The following is a 17,635-nucleotide window of genomic DNA, read 5'->3' on the forward strand; positions in this document are numbered from 1 at the left end:
ACTTACCAAACGAACACGTGTACTCGAAGTGAACGCCGCGCACCCGTCCCTCTCAGCCCGCCGCCACGGATTCCCGGGGAGATCGATGTGAAGGCCCGAACCCGACTACTGCCACTAGGCGCGGCCGCCATCCTGTTGCCGACGCTGCTCAGCGGAAACGCCCAAGCCGCTGATGTCCTTCTGTCCCAAGGTAAAGCCGTCCTGGTCTCCTCGGTGGAGTCCTCATCCTACGGCGGCCCGCTCGCCGTGGACGGCAAGAGCACCACCCGCTGGGCGAGCACGGAAGGCGTCGACCCGCAGTTCATCCGCGTCGACCTCGGCGGCCCCTCGGCCATCAACCGGGTCAAGCTGAACTGGGAAGCGGCCTACGCCACCGCGTACCGGCTGGAAGTCTCCAACGACGGCTCGGCGTGGACCCCGATCAAGTCCGTCACCAACGGCAACGGCGGGACCGACGACCTCACCGGGCTGGCCGCGCGCGGCCGGTACCTGCGCCTCGTCGGCACCAAACGTGCCACCAGCTACGGCTACTCCCTTTGGGAGATGCAGGTTTACGGGACGTCGGACTCTTCCGGCGACACGCAGGCGCCCACCGCGCCGTCGAACCTCAAGGCGGGTTCGGTCACTTCGTCCACTGTGGACCTGACGTGGACCGGCTCGACGGACAACGTCGGCGTCAGCGGCTACGAGGTGCTGCGCAACGGCCAGGTCGTCGGCACGACGGAAAGCGCTTCCTACACCGACAGCGGGCTGAGCGCGTCGACCGCGTACACCTACACCGTCCGTGCGAAGGACGCCGCCGGCAACACCTCGGCGGCCAGCAACCAGATCCAGGCGACCACGCAGGCGGGCGGTTCTTCGTTCGTCCTCGCCGCCTCAGGTGACATCGCCGAACAGTGCACCGCTTCGTCGTCTTCGTGCATCCACCCGAAGACGGCCGCGCTGGTCGGCCAGATGAACCCGGCCGCGGTCATCACCATGGGCGACAACCAGTACGACGACGCCCATATCGAGGACTTCACGAAGTACTTCGACAAGACCTGGGGCAAGTACAAGAACATCATGCACCCGGTCCCCGGCAACCACGAGACCTACGACCACACCCCGCTGGGCGCCTACAAGCAGTACTTCGGCAAGATCGCGACGCCCAACGGGAAGACCTACTACAGCTGGGAAATGGGCAACTGGCACTTCGTCGCCATCGACAGCACGGAGTTCTCGCCCGGCCTCGCCGCGAACGCGATCAGCGACGAGCAGCTGAACTGGATCAAGCAGGACCTGAAGAACAACACCAAGCCCTGCGTCGCCGCGTACTACCACCACCCGCGCTACACCTCGGGTGACCACGGCGACAACAGCAAGATGGCCACGCTCTGGGAGACCCTGGTCCAGAACAAGGTCGACCTGGTGCTCAACGGGCACGACCACCACTACGAGCGGTTCCATCCGCAGAACGCCGACGGCGACAAGGACCCGGCGGGTCCGGTGCAGATCATCGGCGGCGGTGGCGGGGCGAGCCTGTACCCGGTCAAGACCGAGCACCCGGCCACGGCGAAGGCGATCTCGACCTACGGCGTGCTCAAGCTGAACATGTCGGACAACGCCTTCTCGACCCAGCTGATCGGGCTCGACGGCAAGACGATCGACTCCTCTCCCACCTACACCTGCCACTGATCCCCGTGAGGAGGTGCCGTGGCCCGGCACCTCCTCACGGCGTTGGAGGTCTCCCATGTACATCGCCACCAGTAGGGGAGCGGACGCCGCGGCGGACGTCCCGAAGAGCGGCGTGAAACGGGCCGTCACCGGGAACGTCGTCGCGCTCGGCCTGGTCAGCCTGGTCACCGACATCTCGTCGGAGATGGTGACCGCGGTACTCCCGCTCTACCTCGTCCTCGGTCTCGGCCTGAGCCCGCTGCAGTTCGGCGTGCTCGACGGCCTCTACTCCGGTGTCACCGCCGTCGTCCGGCTGGTCGGCGGGCATCTCGCGGACCGGTGGCAGCGGCTCAAGGCGGTCGCCTGCTTCGGTTACGGGCTCTCGGCGCTGGGCAAGATCGGCCTGATGATGGCGGGGTCGTCCACCGTCGCGATCGGCGCCGTGCTCGCGGCCGACCGCACCGGCAAAGGCGTCCGGACCGCGCCGCGGGACGCGCTGATCACCTTGAGCAGCGAGCCGGAACACCTCGGCCGCGCGTTCGGTGTGCACCGTGCGATGGACACCTTCGGCGCGTTCCTCGGCCCGCTGGTCGCGATGGCCGTGCTGTGGCTCAGCCTCGGCAGCTACGACTCGGTGTTCTTCACCAGCTTCTGCATCGCCGCGATCGGCGTGATCATCCTGGTGGTGCTGGTCAAGGACCACCAGCCCAAGCCGAGGGCCGAACGGCCGAAGGTCTCCTTGCGGGAGACCGCGGGCCTGATCCGGCAGGCGTCGTTCCGCCGGATCTGCGTGTGGGCCGCGCTGCTGGGCTTGGTCACCCTCAGCGACTCGTTCCTCTATCTCGTGCTGCAGCGCCGCTGGGAACTCGGCGCGGTCTTCTTTCCCTTGCTGCCGCTGGGAACCGCTGGCGTGTACCTGCTGCTGGCCGTCCCCTTCGGCAGGCTTTCGGACCGGATCGGCCGCTGGAAGGTGTTCCTGGGCGGGCACGTCGCGCTGGTCGTGGCGCTGCTGGCGCTGCTCGGGCCGGTGGACGGCGGCATCCTCGCGGTGCTGGCGCTCGTGCTGCACGGTGTCTTCTACGCGGCCACCGACGGCGTCCTGATGGCCGCCGCCGGGCCGTTGCTGCCCGAGCATCAGCGGGCGAGCGGGCTGGCGCTCGTGCAGACCGGGCAGGCGACCACGCGGATGCTCGCGTCCGTCCTTTTCGGACTCGCGTGGACCACGTGGGACCTGCACGCCGCGGTGCTGGTCGCCGCGGGCGCGCTGGCCGTGGTGGTCGTCGCCGCGGCCGTCCTCCGTCCTTTGCGGACCTACGCATGAGGGCGCGGATCATCGGAGTGGTGGTGGCGGTCGTCGTCCTGATCGCGGCGGCCGTCGGCTACGGTGTCGTGTCCCGGGACCGCGGGCCGGACGTCAACTCCGTCGCCGTCGTGTCCGGCCAGCCGGTTTCGGTGCGGGCCAAGGGACAACTGCTGTTCCGCAACACCGCCGAAGGCCCCGACTTCGGCCATCTCGCGACCGTCCCGGTCGACCGTCCCGGCGAGCCCCGGAAGGTGTCCGGCCTCAGCTGTGACCGGTTCGCCGCCTCGGCGGGGACCGCGCTGTGCCTGGCCGCCCAGCCCGGGGTGCTGCCGCCGATGACCGACGTCATCGTGCTGGACAAGGACCTCAACGAGATCCGCCGGATCGAACTGCCCGGCACGCCCAGCCGCGGCCGGGTCTCCCCGGACGGGAAACGCGCCTACTGGACGTTGTTCGTCAACGGGGATTCCTACGCGGAGACCGGGTTTTCGACCCGAGCCGGGATCTTCGACCTGACGACCGGGAAGCTGATGAAGAGCATCGAGGAGATGGGGCTCCTGCTCGACGGCAAGCCGTACTACTCGTCCGACGTGAACTACTGGGGGATCACCTTCACCCCCGACGGCAAACGGTTCTACGCGACCGTGGGGACGAAGGGGAAGACGTACCTGGTCGAGGCGGACTACGAGAAGCTCGTCGCGAAGATGATCCGGGAGAACGTCGAATGCCCGTCGCTCTCGCCGGACGGGAAGCGGATCGCCTTCAAGAAGAGGGTTTCCGCCGATCTCGCGGCGCCGTGGCGGCTCGCCGTCCTCGATCTGGCCTCCGGGAAGGAGACCATGCTGGCCGAGACACGCAGCGTGGACGACCAGGCGACCTGGCTCGACGACCGGACCGTGGCGTACGGCGTGGATTCGGCGATCTGGTCGGTTCCGGCGGACGGGAGCGGGGCGGCCAGGCTGGTGGTCGAGCAGGGCAGCTCGCCGGCGGGTGTGTAGTCGGTCCGGTGGGTCGTGAGTGGCGATTCGGGTTAGAACCCGAATCGCCACTCACGACCCGCCCAGGCCCATCGCGTCCGCCTGCTCGCGGAATACGTCGTACGCCGCCTTGCCGAACAGCACGAACCGCACCAGTTCCACGGAGCAAGACCCGGCCGAGAGGGTGTCCATCACGGTTTCGAGGGCGATCTCCGCCGCGGATTCGACCGGCCACCGGTAGATCCCGGTCGAGATCGCGGGGAACGCCACGGTGTGCGCGCCGAGATCGGCGGCGACGTGCAGCGAGTTGCGGTGGCAGGCGGCCAGCAGCGCGGACCGGTCTTCGGAATCGGACCACACCGGCCCGACGGTGTGCACCACCCAGCGCGCCGGGAGGCGGCCCGCCGTGGTGGCGACCGCCTCTCCGGTCTTCAGTCCCTTGCCGTAGTGCCCCGCGCGCAGGGCCCGGCATTCGGCGAGGATCTCCGGCCCGCCGCGCCGGTGGATCGCGCCGTCCACCCCGCCGCCACCGAGCAGTGACGAGTTCGCGGCGTTGACCACGACGTCGACCCGCTGTTCGGTGATGTCGCCTTCGACCAGTTCGATCATCGTGATCGCTCCGTCAGTCGGTGAAGTACTCGATCAGGACCGGGGCAACGGCCTTCGGCTTGAGCATATGCGTCTGGCCTTCGATCGTGCGGTGCTCGGCACCGGGGACCGCCTTCGCCAGCGCGGCGACACCGTTGCGGATCCACGCGGGGCTCTTGCCGCCGTCCATGACCAGCGTCGGCACGGAAACGTCCGCCCAGCGGCCCTCGGGCAGCGGGGTGCCGTCGTGCAGGCCGTCGAACAGGGCGGCGTCGTAGCGCAGGGTCGGCGCGACCTTCTTCAGCTTCGGCCACGCGGGCATGAGCTGCATCATGAAGACGACCGGGGCCGGGACGCGGACGCCTTCCCGCATGAAGGTCTTGATCGCGGTGCCGGGCTTGCCGGTGGCGATGGCCTTCTCCAGCCGTTCGGCGTAGTCGGCCGGGACCGGCGGGCGGGTGTCGTCGACGACCAGCGGGAATTCGTAGACGGCCAGTTTCGTGATCGGGAGCCCCGCTTTCGCGGCTTCGAGGGCGAGCGCGGCGCCGGACGAGATCCCGTAGACGTGGGCGGTCCCGCCCGCTTCCTTGATCAGCGCGGCGATGTCCTCGACTTCGCGGGCGACGGAGAACGGCGCGGTGTCGCCGCTCTCGCCGCGGCCGCGGCGGTCGTAGGTGTAGACGGTGAAGTGCGCGGCCAGTTCGGCGGCCAGCGGCTTGGCCGGGCCGAACTCGCGGTGGCACATCGCGCCGTCGACCAGGATGACGGCGGGGCCGGAGCCGGTGCGGGTGTAGGCGATGGTGGTGCCGTCTTGCGAGGTCACGGTGCTCATGGCGGGAATTCTCCTCGAATGGTCTAGCGAGCGGAACGGAGGATGACGGCGGTGACCCAGCCCCAGGCCAGCATCATGGTGGCCCAGAAGGCGAGCATCACGACGGCGTTCGCGTTGCCGGAGCTGATCCCGGCGAACGAGGCGAAGAACGCGATGCCGGTGGCGCGGGAGTAGACGGCCCAGCCGCGGTGGCCCTCACGGGAAAAGCGGCTCGCGAACACGAAGGTCGCGGCGATCAGCGACAGGAAACCGATCGAGCCGGCGGCCATGTGCAGGAGGCCCGCGGTGCTGATCGTGGCCTGGCCGGCGCCGACCGGGAAGCCGTTGCCGGGATCGGCCTTGAAGACCGCGGCGAACAGCAGGCTGACGCCGAAGACGCCCAGCAGCCGTGGCCCCCACGTGCTGCCTCTTCCCGGTTCGAGCGTCCGGCTCAGCCCGATTGCCCCGGCGATCATCAGGACGCCGGTGACCAGGAAGTTCGTCACCTGGATCCAGCCCGCGTCGCCGTTGCTCAGCATGCTCGCCGGGTGCTTCGTCACGTCGAAGCCGTCGCGGACGGCGGCCTGGGTGAGCGTGGTCAGGAAGTACAGCGGGCCCGAGACGGCGCCGCAGGCGAGCAGGGCGCGGGCCGGTAGTGCGACGTGGGTCCGGGTGGCGGTGATGGTCATCGTTTCGGCCTTTCGGGGCGGCGAGTGCGTTGGCACAACTCTCGCTCCGAAAGCCCCAGTTGTCAAGACAAAAAAAATTGTCGGTAGCGCCGCTGGGACACCGTGAGGTGTCGCGACGGGGTGGCTACTTGCCGTTTCGCAAGGTCAGGAGGGTGATCTCGCTCGGCGCGAAGACGCGCAGCGGCGGCCCCCAGAAGCCGGTGCCGCGGCTTGTGTACAGCTGCGTGCGCTCGCCGTGGCGCGAAAGACCGGCCAGGACGGGCTGGTCGAGCCGGACCAGGAGATGGAACGGCCAGATCTGGCCGCCGTGGGTGTGCCCGGAGATCTGGAGATCGATGCCGGCCTCGGCGGCCTGCTTGACCTGCTTCGGCTGGTGGGCGAGCAGGACGACCGGGGTGCTCGCGGGGACGCCGTCGAGCGCGGCGGGAAGGTCGGGGCCGTGGCCGGGCAGGCCGGACGCGGCGCCCGTCGGGTCGTCGATGCCGGCGAAGACGAGCGTGTCCCCGCCTTGGCGGACCTTCGCGTGCCGGTTGTGGAGGGTCTCCCAGCCGAGGTCGCGCATGTGGTCGAGCCAGGCCTGCGCCTCGCCGAAGTACTCGTGGTTGCCGGTGATGTAGAACTTGCCGAGCTTCGCCCGCACCTTTCCGAGCGGCGCCACCTGGTGCGCGCGTTTGGCGACCGAACCGTCGGCGAGGTCACCGGCGTGGGCCACGACGTCGGCGTCGAGCTCGTTCACCACTTCGACGACCTTCTCCGACCACGTCGTCCGGTTCAGCGGGCCGAAGTGGGTGTCGGTGATGATCGCGAAGCGGAGACCGTCGAGACCCGCGCCGAGGCGGGGGAGCATGACGTCGAGTTCCTTGAGCCTCGGCACGCGTCGCGCCTCGAACATCCCGTACGCCGCCAGCGCCGCGAAGGCGACCAAGACGACGCCGGACACGATTCCCGCCGCACTGTCCACTCCGGACACCGCGAGAACGAGCCGCAGCACGTTTCCGAGCACCGACAAGGAGAACAGCAGCCAGATCAGCCCGAGGGAGAGGTCGCCGACCTTCGCCGCGAGATCACGCTGCCACGGGCCGTGGCCGAGGACCATGCACGCGGGCACGGCGAGGGCGGCGGCGGCGAACACGATCGTGCCGAGGACTTCGAGCGCGGCCGGGAGCTCGGGGGAGCCGACGATCGTCCACCACGGCACACCGAAGAGGAGGGCGAGAACGGCGATCAGCGCGGCGACGCGGACAAGGATGCGGGGCATGATGTCGGCCAGAGTAACAGCCCATTGGTCTCTACCGCCGTCTTCGCTGAGGACGTCTCAGGTACGTAGGCGGGCGTACGCGCGGTGTCGCTTCACGGCCGACGCTTTTCGTCCAGCCGCGGAAGACACTCTTCGGCATGAAGTCACGGACGATCGAACGCGTCGCCTACGCGACCGGGGCGCTCCTGTTCCTCAGCGGTCTCGGGCACGCGGTCGTGCTGATCGCGTCCGGCGGTTCGTGGACCGGGCCGGTGTCGATGCGGAAGGCGGTCACGTTCGGCCTGTCTTTCGGCCTGACGCTGATCACCGTCGCCTGGGCGACGTCGTACGTCGCGGTGCGGCCACGTGTGCGGAACGTGCTGCTCGGCGTCTTCACCGGCGCGAGCGTCGTCGAGACGTTGCTCGTGAGCATGCAGGCCTGGCGCGGGGTGCCGTCGCATTTCAACTTCGAGACGGGCTTCGACAACGCCGTCTCGACGACGCTCGCGGCAGGTGGCGGCGTCATCATCCTGACGGCGGTCTCCTTCATGGGCGCGGCTCTGCGCGGCGACGGGGAGACGTCGGCGAGCATGCGGCTCGCGGTGCGGTTCGGGCTCGTCGCGCTGCTGGTGGCGCTGGGCGCCGGCGCGGCGATGATCGCGAGCGGCGTCGCCGAGGCGCGGGGCGGGAACCCGCAGGCCGCGTACACCACCGCCGGTGCGCTGAAGCCGCTGCACGCGGTGGCGATGCACGCGATCCTGATCGTGCCGGGGCTGGCCTGGCTGCTGCGGTTCGCGGAGTGGATGGAACGGCGGCGCGTGCGGCTGGTGTGGGTGGCGATCGGTGCCTATTCGGTGCTGACCGCGGTGGTGGGGCTGGAATCGGTCGCGGGGGTTTCGCCGCTGGCGGCCTCGCCGGTGGAGATGGTGACGTCGGGAGTCGCTTTGGGGGTACTGGGGCTTATCGGTGCGGTGGCCGTTCGTGAAGCGGTTCGGCGCCGGTCCCGGGTGTCGTGAGCATCTCCGCCGGCGTTGCGAAAGCCACTTTCGCAACCTTCAACGTTGCGAAAGTGGCTTTCGCAACACGCCACTCAGATCACCTACGACAGCACGCGCTACTGGCCCACGTAAGCGCGAAGGTGCCGTGCCGTGAGCGTGTCACCGGAGGCGACCAGATCCGCCGGAGTCCCCGTGAACACCACCTGGCCGCCTTCCGAGCCGGCGCCCGGCCCGAGATCCACGATCCAGTCCGCGTGCGCCATCACCGCCTGGTGATGTTCGATCACCACCACCGTGTTCCCGTCGTCGACGAGCCGGTCCAGCAGGCCGAGCAGCTGATCGACGTCGGCGAGGTGCAGGCCGGTGGTCGGTTCGTCGAGGACGTAGGTCGCGGACTTCTCCGCCATCCGGATGGCCAGTTTGATCCGCTGCCGTTCCCCGCCGGACAGCGTCGTGAGCGGCTGCCCGAGCCCGAGGTAGCCGAGGCCGACGTCGGCGAGCCGGTCCAGGATCGTCCGTGCCTGCCCGGACGGGAAGAACTCGCGCGCCTCGGCGACCGGCATCGCGAGGACCTCGCTGATGTCCTTGCCCCGCAGCTTGTATGTCAGCACTTCGGCGGTGAACCGCTTGCCTTCGCATTCCTCGCAGACGGTCGCCACACCGGCCATCATCGCCAGGTCGGTGTAGATCAGCCCGATGCCCTTGCACTTCGGGCAAGCGCCTTCGGAGTTCGCGCTGAACAGGGCCGCCTTGACGCCGTTGGCCTTGGCGAAGGCGGTGCGGATCGGGTCGAGCAGGCCGGTGTAGGTAGCCGGGTTGCTGCGCCGAGAACCGCGGATGGCCGACTGGTCGAGCACCACCACGTCGTCCCTTGTGGACAGTGAGCCGTGGATGAGCGAGCTCTTGCCGGATCCGGCGACGCCGGTGACCACGGTCAGCACGCCCAGCGGGATGTCGACGTCCACCCCGCGCAGGTTGTGCCGGGTCGCGTTCCGGATCGGGATCTGCCCGGTGGCCACGCGGACGTCGGTGCGCAACCGCGCCCGGTGGTCGAGGTGCCGCCCGGTCAGCGTGCCGGACGCGCGCAGTCCGGCGACGTCGCCGGTGTAGCAGATCCGCCCGCCGTTCGGCCCGGCGCCGGGGCCGAGGTCGACGACGTGGTCGGCGATCTCGATCGTCTCCGGTTTGTGCTCGACGACGAGCACGGTGTTCCCCTTGTCCTTCAAGAGAAGCAGGAGACCGTTCATGCGCTGGATGTCGTGCGGGTGCAGCCCGACGGTCGGCTCGTCGAAGACGTAGGTGACGTCGGTGAGGCTGGAACCCAGGTGCCGCACCATCTTCACGCGCTGCGCCTCGCCGCCGGACAGCGTGCCGGACTCGCGGTCGAGGCTCAGGTAGCCGAGGCCGATCTCCACGAGCGAGTCGAGGGTTTCGCGCAGGGTCTGCATCAGCGGCCCGACCGACGGATCGTCGATCTTGCGGAGGAAGTCGGCCAGGTCGCTGATCTGCATCGACGAGCAGTCGGCGATGTTCAGTCCCTCGATCTTCGAGGACAGCGCCGCCTGGTTGAGCCGCGCGCCTTCACACGACGGGCACTGCCGGAAGGTGATCGCCCGGTCCACGAAGGCCCGGATGTGCGGCTGCGTCGCTTCCTTGTCCTTCGACAGGAACAGCCGTTGCACCTTCACGAGAAGGCCTTCGTAGGTGGTGTTCATCCCGCCGAGCTTCATCTTGGTGGCGGGTTTGTGCATGAAGTCTTCCCACTGCTGCGGGGTGTAGTCCTTCAGCTTGACCGCGGGATCGACGAAACCGGATTCCGCCAGCCCCTTCCAGTACCAGCTGCCGGGTGTGAAGTTCGGGACGGTGATCGCCCCTTCGTCGAGCGAAAGCTCTTTGTCGACTAGCTGGTCGACGTCGATGCTGGAGACTTTGCCCAGCCCCTCGCATTCGGGGCACATCCCCTCGGGCAGGTTGAAGCTGAACGCGCCCGACGTCCCTACGTGCGGTGTTCCCAGCCTGCTGAAGACGATCCGCAGCATCGTGTGCGCGTCGGTCGCGGTGCCGACCGTGGACCGGGAATTGGCGCCCATCCGCTCCTGGTCGACGACGATCGCGGCGCTCAGGTTCCGCAGCGCGTCCACGTCCGGCCGTCCGACCGGGGCCATGAAGGACTGGATGAACGCGGTGTAGGTCTCGTTGATCAGCCGCTGCGACTCCGCGGCGATGGTGCCGAACACCAAGGACGACTTCCCCGAGCCCGAAACACCGGTGAAGACGGTGAGGCGGCGTTTGGGGATGTCGACCGAGACGTCGGCGAGGTTGTTCTCTCTGGCTCCGCGCACCTGGATCATGTCGTGGCTGTCGGCGGCCGAAGGCATGGCTCTCCCCTGGTTGGAACTCTTTAGCCTGTAAAGTGAGGGTAGCAGAGGTTAGTTTATGCTGTAAGGAGTTGGCAAGTGGTCGTCTACGCGGCGCAGGGGGACCCCCGGCGGTCGATGGCACTGCTGTGGCGGACCGAGTCGCCGGACGCCGAGCGGCCCGGCCCCAAACCGGGGCTTTCGGTGGAGCTGATCGTCGAAACCGCCATCGCCATCGCGGACGCCGAAGGCATGACGGGGCTCTCGATGCGGGCCGTTGGCGACCGGCTCGGCCGGACGGCCATGGCGCTCTACACCTACGTCCCGAGCAAGAGCGAACTCGTCGACCTCATGTACGACACGGCTCTCGCCGAGCTTTCGGCCACTTACGACGATGACGGCTGGCGGGCTGACGCCGCGCGCTGGGCCGAGGATCTCTGGGACTTCTATCTCCGGCACCCCTGGGTCCTGCAGGTCTCGCAGGCGCGGCCGGTGCTCGGGCCGAACGAGTACGTCGTCCTCGAGGCGCTGGTGAAGATCCTGCGCCGGACCGGATTGCGCCCGACGGCGCTGCGGCGGCTGGTCAGCGCGCTGTACTCGTGTGTGCGCGAGCCGGCCAGGACGGCCTCGGAGGCGCGGCTGGCCGAGAAGGCGACGGGGCAGTCCGACGAAGAGTGGTGGTACGCGCGCTCCGCGCACCTGAAGGAGGTCTCGCCGGACTTCGCCGAGCGTTTCCCGACGCTGACCTGGATGGAGAGCGAGCACGCGTTCCGGATGGAGGACGAGACGGTGTCCTATCTGGAGCAGGAGGCGAGGGAGGCCTTCGAGTTCTCGCTGAGGGTCATCCTGGACGGAATCGAAGTCGCGACGAAAGCGGAGTAGCCTTCTCCGCATGCCCTCCGATTTCGCCTTGAAGACCATGAACGCCGTCCACCGCGTCATCCAGAAGGTCAGCGGCGGCCGCGCCGGCTGGCAGGTCGCCGGGATGACCGTCCTGGAACTGACCACCATCGGCCGCAAATCCGGCCAGCCGCGCACCGTCCTGCTGACTTCGCCGCTGCGCGAGGGCGACGCGTACGTCATCGTCGCCTCCCGCGGCGGCGACGACCAGCACCCGGCGTGGTTTCTCAACCTCCGCGACAACCCCGACGTCCAGGTCACCCTGAAGGGCGAGAGCGCGAAGCCGATGGTCGCGACCGTGGCCGACGCCGAGCAGCGCGCGCGGCTGTGGCCCAAGATCACCGCGGACTACAAGAACTACGCGCAGTACCAGACCAAGACCGACCGGGAGATCCCCGTGGTGCTGCTGTCGCCCAAGGCGTAGGGGCGCTCAGGTTTCGGTGGTCGTGCCCGGTCGGTCACCGCGGCCCGGCTCGGCTGTGCGGCCAACCTGGCAAAACGCGTTGCGAAAGCCACTTTCACAACCTTCAACGGTGCGAAAGTGGCTTTCGCAACCTCGCCGCATCCCCCGCACGGGCCGGGTCCATCGGCCCTACCGGCGAGTCGGTAAGCCGGGGACCGTGGATCTCGACGAACCACACGACGAGAACGCGGGGATGCCGATGTCCGACTCCTTGGGTCTCGAGACGCTCGGCCGCGAGCAGTGCCTGGCGCTGCTCGCGGGCGCCGGGCTCGGCCGGGTGGTGTTCACTTCGCGCGCCATGCCGGCGATCCAGCCCGCGCGGTTCGCGCTCCACCACGGCGCGATCGTGGTGCGGACCCCGGCGCAGAGCGCGTTGTTCGCCGGGATCCTCGACAGCGTGGTGGCGTTCGCCGTCGACGAGTTCGCCAAGGACCTGGGGACGGGCTGGTTCGTCACCGTCGTCGGCCGCGCCTCCGAGGTGCGTGATCCGATCGTGATCGCCGAGCTCGAGACGCTGCCGCTGGGCTGCTGGACTGGTCAGGCCGACTCCCGCTACCTCCGGATCCCGATCGAGTCGGTGACCGGACGGAGGATCCTCGGCGCTCGCGGTAACGAAGCACTGTCCGTGATCGACGCACCAGATGAGCGATCCGGGCGCGTCTGTCATTCCTGACCCCACTGCCCGGGGAGTTACTCCGGGACGGTGACGCCAGTGCGGCGGGTGAGTGCGGCGAGCGACGCCAAAGCGCCCAGGATTCTGGACGCCGTGGCCGGGATCGCCCACGATCTCAGCCTCTCCGACGTACTGCGGCGCCTGGTCGAATCGGCTTGCGACCTGACCGGTGCGCCGTTCGGCGCGCTGAGCGTGCTCGATTCGGACGAGTTCATCCGCTTCGGTGACGCCTGGGAGCGGCCGCCGTCCGAGGACGAGGCCCGGGTGGTGCCGATCCGTATGCGCGGCCGCATCTTCGGGCTGCTGTACCTCGCCCGCAAACCGGACGGCGAGGACTTCACCGAAACCGAGGACGACCTGCTCGTCGCGCTCACCGCGGCGGCCGGTGTGGTGATCGAGAACGCCGCCCTGTTCGACCAGGTGCAGCGGCGCGAGCGCTGGCTCGAAGCCTCCTACCACGTCACCGGCGCGCTCCTGGCCGACCAGGATCTGACCGCGACCCTCCGCCTCATCGCCGAACGCGCCCGCGTCGTCGCCGGCGGTTCGGCGGGCGCGGTCGCCCGTCCGCGCGGTGACGGGATGCTGGTCTTCGAGATCGTCGAGCCGCCGGGGCCGGACGCCGACCGGATCGCCGGGGTCACCGTGCCGACCGAGGGCACCGCGACCGGGCTGGCGTACACGAGCGGCAAACCCGTCGTGGTCCGGGAGTATGGCGACAAGGTGATCGAGCACCAGGGTGGCCGCGGCGTCACGTTGCCCGCGATGATCAAGGATCTCGATTCCACGGTCGCCGTCCCGTTGATCGTCGGCGAGGAGAAGCTCGGCGTCCTGCTGGTGGCGAAGTTCCGCGACAAGACCCCGTTCTCCGCCTACGACGTCCAGCTCGCCGAGACCTTCGCCGCGCACGCCGCGCTCGCGGTCGAGTTCGCCCGCGCGCAGCAGGACAGGCAGCGGCTCGCCGTCTTCGAAGACCGCGACCGGATCGCCCGCGACCTGCACGACCTGGTGATCCAGCGGCTGTTCGCGATCGGGCTCGGCCTGGAGGGGCTCGGCAGGCTCGCGGGCGAACCCGCCGTCGCCGACCGCGTGACCGGCTTCGCGCACGAGATCGACCGCACGATCCGCGAGATCCGCAACAGCATCTTCTCGCTGCAGGAGCCGGCGGAGGCGCAGGGCAGCCTCAGATCGGAGCTGCTGCGGGTCGCGCTGGACGCGGGCTGCGCGTCCGAACCCCGGGTCGGCTTCGACGGGCCGCTCGACTCGGCGGTGCCGGACACGGTCCGCTCCGACCTCATCGCGACCCTGCGCGAAGCACTGTCCAATGTGGTCAGACACGCCGAAGCGACGGCGGTCGCGGTCGACGTCTCCGTCGACCGCGACGGCCGGTGGCTGAAACTCTCGGTGGTGGACGACGGCGTCGGCATGCCCGCCGAACCCGGCCACCGCAGCGGTGTGGCGAACCTGGCCGAACGCGCGGCCCGCTGGAACGGCTCGTTCGCCGTCGAAGCGGCGCCGGAAGGCGGGACGAAGCTCGACTGGTCGGTGGAGCTGCCGGCCCGACAGGGGAGTGTGCGATGACGATTTCGGTGTTCCTGCTGGACGATCACGAACTCGTCCGCACCGGATTGAAGACGGTCTTCGAGGCCGAAGACGATCTCACCGTGGTCGGCGAAGCGTCCACGGCCGCCGAGGCGTACGTGCGGATCCCTGCGGTCAAACCGCAGGTCGCGGTGCTCGACGTCCGGCTCCCGGACGGCGAGGGGGTCAGTGTCTGCCGGGAGATCCGGGCATCGATCGACCCGCCGCCCGCCTGCCTGATGCTGACGTCCTATTCGGACGACGACGCGTTGTTCGGCGCGATCATGGCCGGCGCGGCCGGGTACATGCTCAAGCAGGTTTCCGGTGCCGCGCTCGTCAAGGCGGTCCGCACGGTCGCCGCGGGCGGATCGCTCCTCGACAGCACGCTGACGGCCTCGGTGATGAACCGGCTGCGCGGGGAGAGCGACCTCCCGGACCCGCGGTACGAACAGCTGAGCCCGCAGGAGCGGCGGGTGCTCGATCACATCGCCGACGGGCTGACCAACCGCCAGATCGCGGAAAAGCTGTACCTGGCGGAGAAGACGGTCAAGAACTACGTGTCGTCCCTGCTGCACAAGCTCGGTTTCGAACGCCGCACGGCCGCCGCCGTCTACGCCACGCAACGCCGTAAGCCCACTTCCTAGAAGAACGTGAACCCGCCGGCGAAATCGGGGTTCTCGCGCAGTACCCGGCGCAGTTCGTTGAGGGCCCGGTGCTGGGTGACGCGGACCGCGCCCGCGCTCGCCATACCCAGCGCGCCGGCCGTCTCTTCGGCGCTGTACCCGTGGATCACGCGCAACACCAGCACGTCGCGTTGTTTCGCCGAAAGGACCTCGAACAGCCGCGACAACCGGCGGCGGCGATCGGCCTTCTCGACCTCCTCGAACGTCGGATTCCACGGTCCGTCCTGTTCGGGCTCGGGATCGGGCACCGGCGCGGACGGGTCGCGGGCCAAGTTGCGGCGGACGTCGGCGACCTTGTGCGAAGCGATCCCGAAGACGTACGGCAGGAAGCTGTTGTCCTGGTAACTGTAGCGCGGCAGGGCGACGAGGACGGCCATCAGGACTTCCTGGGCGCAGTCTTCGGCGTTGGAGACGCCGCGTATCGTCCCGCCCAGCCTGCCCGCGCAGTAGCGGAACACGATCGGCCGCAGGAGCGCCAGCAGCCTGCCGACGGCCCGCCGGTCGCCGCTGATCGCCGCACGGATCAGCTCGCCGTCCGGTTCTCCCGGGCGGGGCTGATATGTCGGGCGCACGGCTTCTGACACGGCGGTCACGCCGATTCTGCCGTTCTCGGTCCCATCGTCCCCACCTCCCGGAAGCCCCCAGCCCTGTTTGGCCCTTCCGACGTTACGGAGCGCGCCCCCGCGTCACACCGGTCCAGCAGCCCGGAGTAGTCGGGTCTTTGGACCCTGGTGCCGCCGGGGGTATGGACTTTCTCCGGATTGGTCTAGACAATTAGCCCAGTGCGGCGGCAGGCCGCCCTTTCACGGAGGAATCGCGATGAGGCGTTCCAGATCCTTGGCATTTCTGGCCGTTTTGGTGCTCGTCTTCACCGGCCTGGTCACCGGCGGCGGCACCGCGAGCGCGGCCAACCTGCTCCTCAATCCCGGGTTCGAGGCGGGTTCGACGTCCGGCTGGTCCTGCGCGGCGGGCGCGACCGTGACCACGCCGGTCCGTTCGGGCGGTTACGCCGTTTCGGTCACGCCCGGCTCGACGATCGGGAAATGCGCACAGACGGTATCCGTCCAGCCGAACACGACCTACGCGGTCTCCGCCTGGGTGAACGGGAACCCCGTGTACCTCGGCGTCACGGGCGGGCCCTCGACCTGGACTGCGGCGACCTCGTACACGCAGTTGTCGCTTTCGTTCACGACGTCGGCCACGCAGACGACGGCGGAGGTGTACGTCCACGGCTGGTACGGGTCGGGCACCTACTACGCGGACGACATCAGCCTCGACGGACCCGGCGGTGGCACCCCCGGCGCGCCGCCCGCACCGGGGAATCCGGCCGTGGGCACGGTGACGAGCTCGTCGATCGCGCTCTCGTGGGGCGCCTCGGCGGGGACGGTGACCGGCTACCGCGTGTACGAGGCGGGCAAGGTGGTCGCGACGGTGACCGGGACCTCGGCGACGATCTCGGGGCTGACCGCCTGTTCGTCGCACAGCTATTCGGTGGCCGCGTACAACAGCGCGGGCGAATCGCCCAAGACCTCGGAGGCGGGCGCCACGACCTCGGGCTGCGTCGACTCCGGCCTGCCGAAGCACGCGCTGATCGGCTACCTGCACGCGAGTTTCGCCAACGGTTCCGGCTACACGCGGATGGCCGACGTCCCGGCGGCGTGGGACATCGTCAACCTGGCCTTCGGTGAACCGACCTCGGTGACCTCCGGCGACATCCGCTTCACGCGGTGCCCGGTCGCGGAATGCCCGACGGTGGAAAGCGACGCGGACTTCATCGCCGCGATCCGCGCGAAGCAGGCGCAGGGCAAGAAGGTGCTGATCTCCATCGGCGGCCAGAACGGCCAGGTGCAGCTGACCACGACCGCGGCGCGTGACGCCTTCGTCAGCTCGGTGTCCGCGATCATCGACCGGTACGGGCTGAACGGGCTCGACATCGACTTCGAGGGGCACTCGCTGTACCTCAACCCGGGCGACAACGACTTCCGCAATCCGACGACGCCGGTGATCGTCAATCTCATTTCGGCGCTGAAGACGTTGAAAGCCCGCTATGGTGCGGGATTCGTGCTGACGATGGCGCCGGAGACGTTCTTCGTGCAGACCGGATACCAGTACTACGGCGGCCTCGGCGGCGCCGACAACCGGACGGGCTCGTACCTCCCGGTGATCCATGCGATGCGGGACGCGCTGACCGTGCTGCACGTCCAGGATTACAACTCCGGGCCGGTGATGGGGTTGGACAACCAGTACCACTTCATGGGCGGCGCGGACTTCCACATCGCGATGACCGACATGATCAAGGCGGGTTTCACGGTGTCCTCGACCGGATTCCGGTTCCCGGGGCTGCGTGAGGACCAGATCGCGTTCGGCCTGCCCGCCGCGGTGAGCGCGGGCAACGGGCACACCGCTCCGGCGGCCGTGCATTCGGCGCTGAACTGCCTGGTGAAGAACTCCGGCTGCGGGTCGTATTCCCTGCGTGGCGGTGCCTCGCCGGCGTTGCGCGGGCTGATGACGTGGTCGATCAACTGGGACCGGTACTACGGATGGGAGTTCCAGAACGCCCACGAGCCGTTCCTGAACGCTCTGCCCTGACAGCATTCAGAGGACTGAATGCGGCGGTTGTAAGTACGTGAAGGCCCCCTTCATTGCGCTAGACGCAGTGAAGGGGGCCTTCACGTATTTCAGGGCTTGCGGGCCTCGGGACCGGCTCGGCCCGTGCGCCCCGGCA

At 68.8% G+C, this 17,635-nt stretch carries 16 protein-coding genes; 10 read left to right on the plus strand and 6 right to left on the minus strand.

What is annotated here, in order from left to right; genetic code table 11:
• The first annotated feature begins 87 nt into the window (after positions 1-87).
• Genes NQK81_RS33650 through NQK81_RS33660 form a run of 3 tightly spaced genes read left to right on the plus strand, consistent with a single transcriptional unit; the run spans position 88 to position 3,954 of the window.
• The gene (locus NQK81_RS33650) at positions 88-1,674 is read left to right on the plus strand and encodes a discoidin domain-containing protein (RefSeq protein ID WP_257484668.1); all 1,587 of its coding nucleotides are present in this window, start codon (positions 88-90) and stop codon (positions 1,672-1,674) included.
• Positions 1,675-1,729: 55 nt separating this feature from the next.
• Positions 1,730-2,974 (plus strand): MFS transporter, encoded by a 1,245-nt coding sequence (locus NQK81_RS33655; RefSeq protein WP_126732749.1) that lies wholly within the window; start codon positions 1,730-1,732, stop codon positions 2,972-2,974.
• Positions 2,971-3,954 carry a TolB family protein gene (locus NQK81_RS33660; protein WP_257484669.1) on the plus strand — a complete coding sequence of 328 codons (984 nt, stop codon included), beginning with the start codon at positions 2,971-2,973 and terminating at the stop codon, positions 3,952-3,954. Before NQK81_RS33655 ends, NQK81_RS33660 begins: the two co-directional genes overlap by 4 nt.
• A gap of 51 nt (positions 3,955-4,005) precedes the next feature.
• On the opposite strand, the gene NQK81_RS33665 is transcribed toward NQK81_RS33660, so the two are convergent.
• The 4 genes from NQK81_RS33665 to NQK81_RS33680 form a co-directional block, all read right to left on the minus strand.
• Positions 4,006-4,542 carry an O-acetyl-ADP-ribose deacetylase gene (locus NQK81_RS33665; protein ID WP_257484670.1) on the minus strand — a complete coding sequence of 179 codons (537 nt, stop codon included), beginning with the start codon at positions 4,540-4,542 and terminating at the stop codon, positions 4,006-4,008.
• 13 nt (positions 4,543-4,555) lie between these two features.
• Positions 4,556-5,353: an alpha/beta fold hydrolase gene (locus NQK81_RS33670; protein ID WP_257484671.1), complete on the minus strand. Its 798-nt coding sequence runs from the start codon at positions 5,351-5,353 to the stop codon at positions 4,556-4,558.
• Positions 5,354-5,376: 23 nt separating this feature from the next.
• Positions 5,377-6,021, minus strand: coding sequence for a DUF998 domain-containing protein (locus NQK81_RS33675; protein ID WP_257484672.1), 645 nt, complete (start codon positions 6,019-6,021; stop codon positions 5,377-5,379).
• A 124-nt stretch (positions 6,022-6,145) separates the two neighbouring features.
• Positions 6,146-7,279, minus strand: coding sequence for a metallophosphoesterase (locus NQK81_RS33680; RefSeq protein WP_257484673.1), 1,134 nt, complete (start codon positions 7,277-7,279; stop codon positions 6,146-6,148).
• A 137-nt stretch (positions 7,280-7,416) separates the two neighbouring features.
• Here NQK81_RS33680 and NQK81_RS33685 point away from each other — a divergent pair, with 137 nt between their 5' ends.
• Positions 7,417-8,274 carry a hypothetical protein gene (locus NQK81_RS33685; RefSeq protein WP_257484674.1) on the plus strand — a complete coding sequence of 286 codons (858 nt, stop codon included), beginning with the start codon at positions 7,417-7,419 and terminating at the stop codon, positions 8,272-8,274.
• Positions 8,275-8,372: 98 nt separating this feature from the next.
• Here the strand turns inward: NQK81_RS33685 and NQK81_RS33690 are convergent, their stop codons facing one another.
• Positions 8,373-10,634: an ATP-binding cassette domain-containing protein gene (locus tag NQK81_RS33690; RefSeq protein WP_257484675.1), complete on the minus strand. Its 2,262-nt coding sequence runs from the start codon at positions 10,632-10,634 to the stop codon at positions 8,373-8,375.
• Between the two features lie 78 nt (positions 10,635-10,712).
• On the opposite strand from NQK81_RS33690, the gene NQK81_RS33695 reads away from it, so the two are divergent.
• The 5 genes from NQK81_RS33695 to NQK81_RS33715 all read left to right on the plus strand — a co-directional run bounded on the left by NQK81_RS33695 (position 10,713) and on the right by NQK81_RS33715 (position 14,871).
• Positions 10,713-11,495: a TetR/AcrR family transcriptional regulator C-terminal domain-containing protein gene (locus tag NQK81_RS33695; RefSeq protein WP_257484676.1), complete on the plus strand. Its 783-nt coding sequence runs from the start codon at positions 10,713-10,715 to the stop codon at positions 11,493-11,495.
• Between the two features lie 10 nt (positions 11,496-11,505).
• On the plus strand, positions 11,506-11,937 hold the full coding sequence (locus NQK81_RS33700; RefSeq protein WP_257484677.1) for a nitroreductase family deazaflavin-dependent oxidoreductase: 432 nt from the start codon (positions 11,506-11,508) through the stop codon (positions 11,935-11,937).
• A gap of 196 nt (positions 11,938-12,133) precedes the next feature.
• The gene (locus NQK81_RS33705; protein WP_371878823.1) at positions 12,134-12,649 is read left to right on the plus strand and encodes a pyridoxamine 5'-phosphate oxidase family protein; all 516 of its coding nucleotides are present in this window, start codon (positions 12,134-12,136) and stop codon (positions 12,647-12,649) included.
• 30 nt (positions 12,650-12,679) lie between these two features.
• On the plus strand, positions 12,680-14,227 hold the full coding sequence (locus tag NQK81_RS33710; protein WP_257484678.1) for a sensor histidine kinase: 1,548 nt from the start codon (positions 12,680-12,682) through the stop codon (positions 14,225-14,227).
• Positions 14,224-14,871, plus strand: a complete 648-nt coding sequence (locus NQK81_RS33715) for a response regulator (RefSeq protein ID WP_257484679.1) — start codon at positions 14,224-14,226, stop codon at positions 14,869-14,871. The genes NQK81_RS33710 and NQK81_RS33715 overlap by 4 nt, the downstream gene beginning before the upstream one ends.
• Here NQK81_RS33715 and NQK81_RS33720 read toward each other — a convergent pair.
• Complete coding sequence (locus NQK81_RS33720; protein ID WP_257484680.1) at positions 14,868-15,503, minus strand: sigma-70 family RNA polymerase sigma factor; 636 nt, start codon at positions 15,501-15,503, stop codon at positions 14,868-14,870. The two genes, NQK81_RS33715 and NQK81_RS33720, sit on opposite strands and share 4 nt — an antisense overlap.
• Before the next feature lie 226 nt (positions 15,504-15,729).
• Here NQK81_RS33720 and NQK81_RS33725 point away from each other — a divergent pair, with 226 nt between their 5' ends.
• On the plus strand, positions 15,730-17,499 hold the full coding sequence (locus tag NQK81_RS33725) for a chitinase (RefSeq protein ID WP_257484681.1): 1,770 nt from the start codon (positions 15,730-15,732) through the stop codon (positions 17,497-17,499).
• Positions 17,500-17,635: the final 136 nt, after the last annotated feature.

Source organism: Amycolatopsis roodepoortensis (assembly GCF_024628825.1).
Lineage (GTDB): Bacteria > Actinomycetota > Actinomycetes > Mycobacteriales > Pseudonocardiaceae > Amycolatopsis > Amycolatopsis roodepoortensis.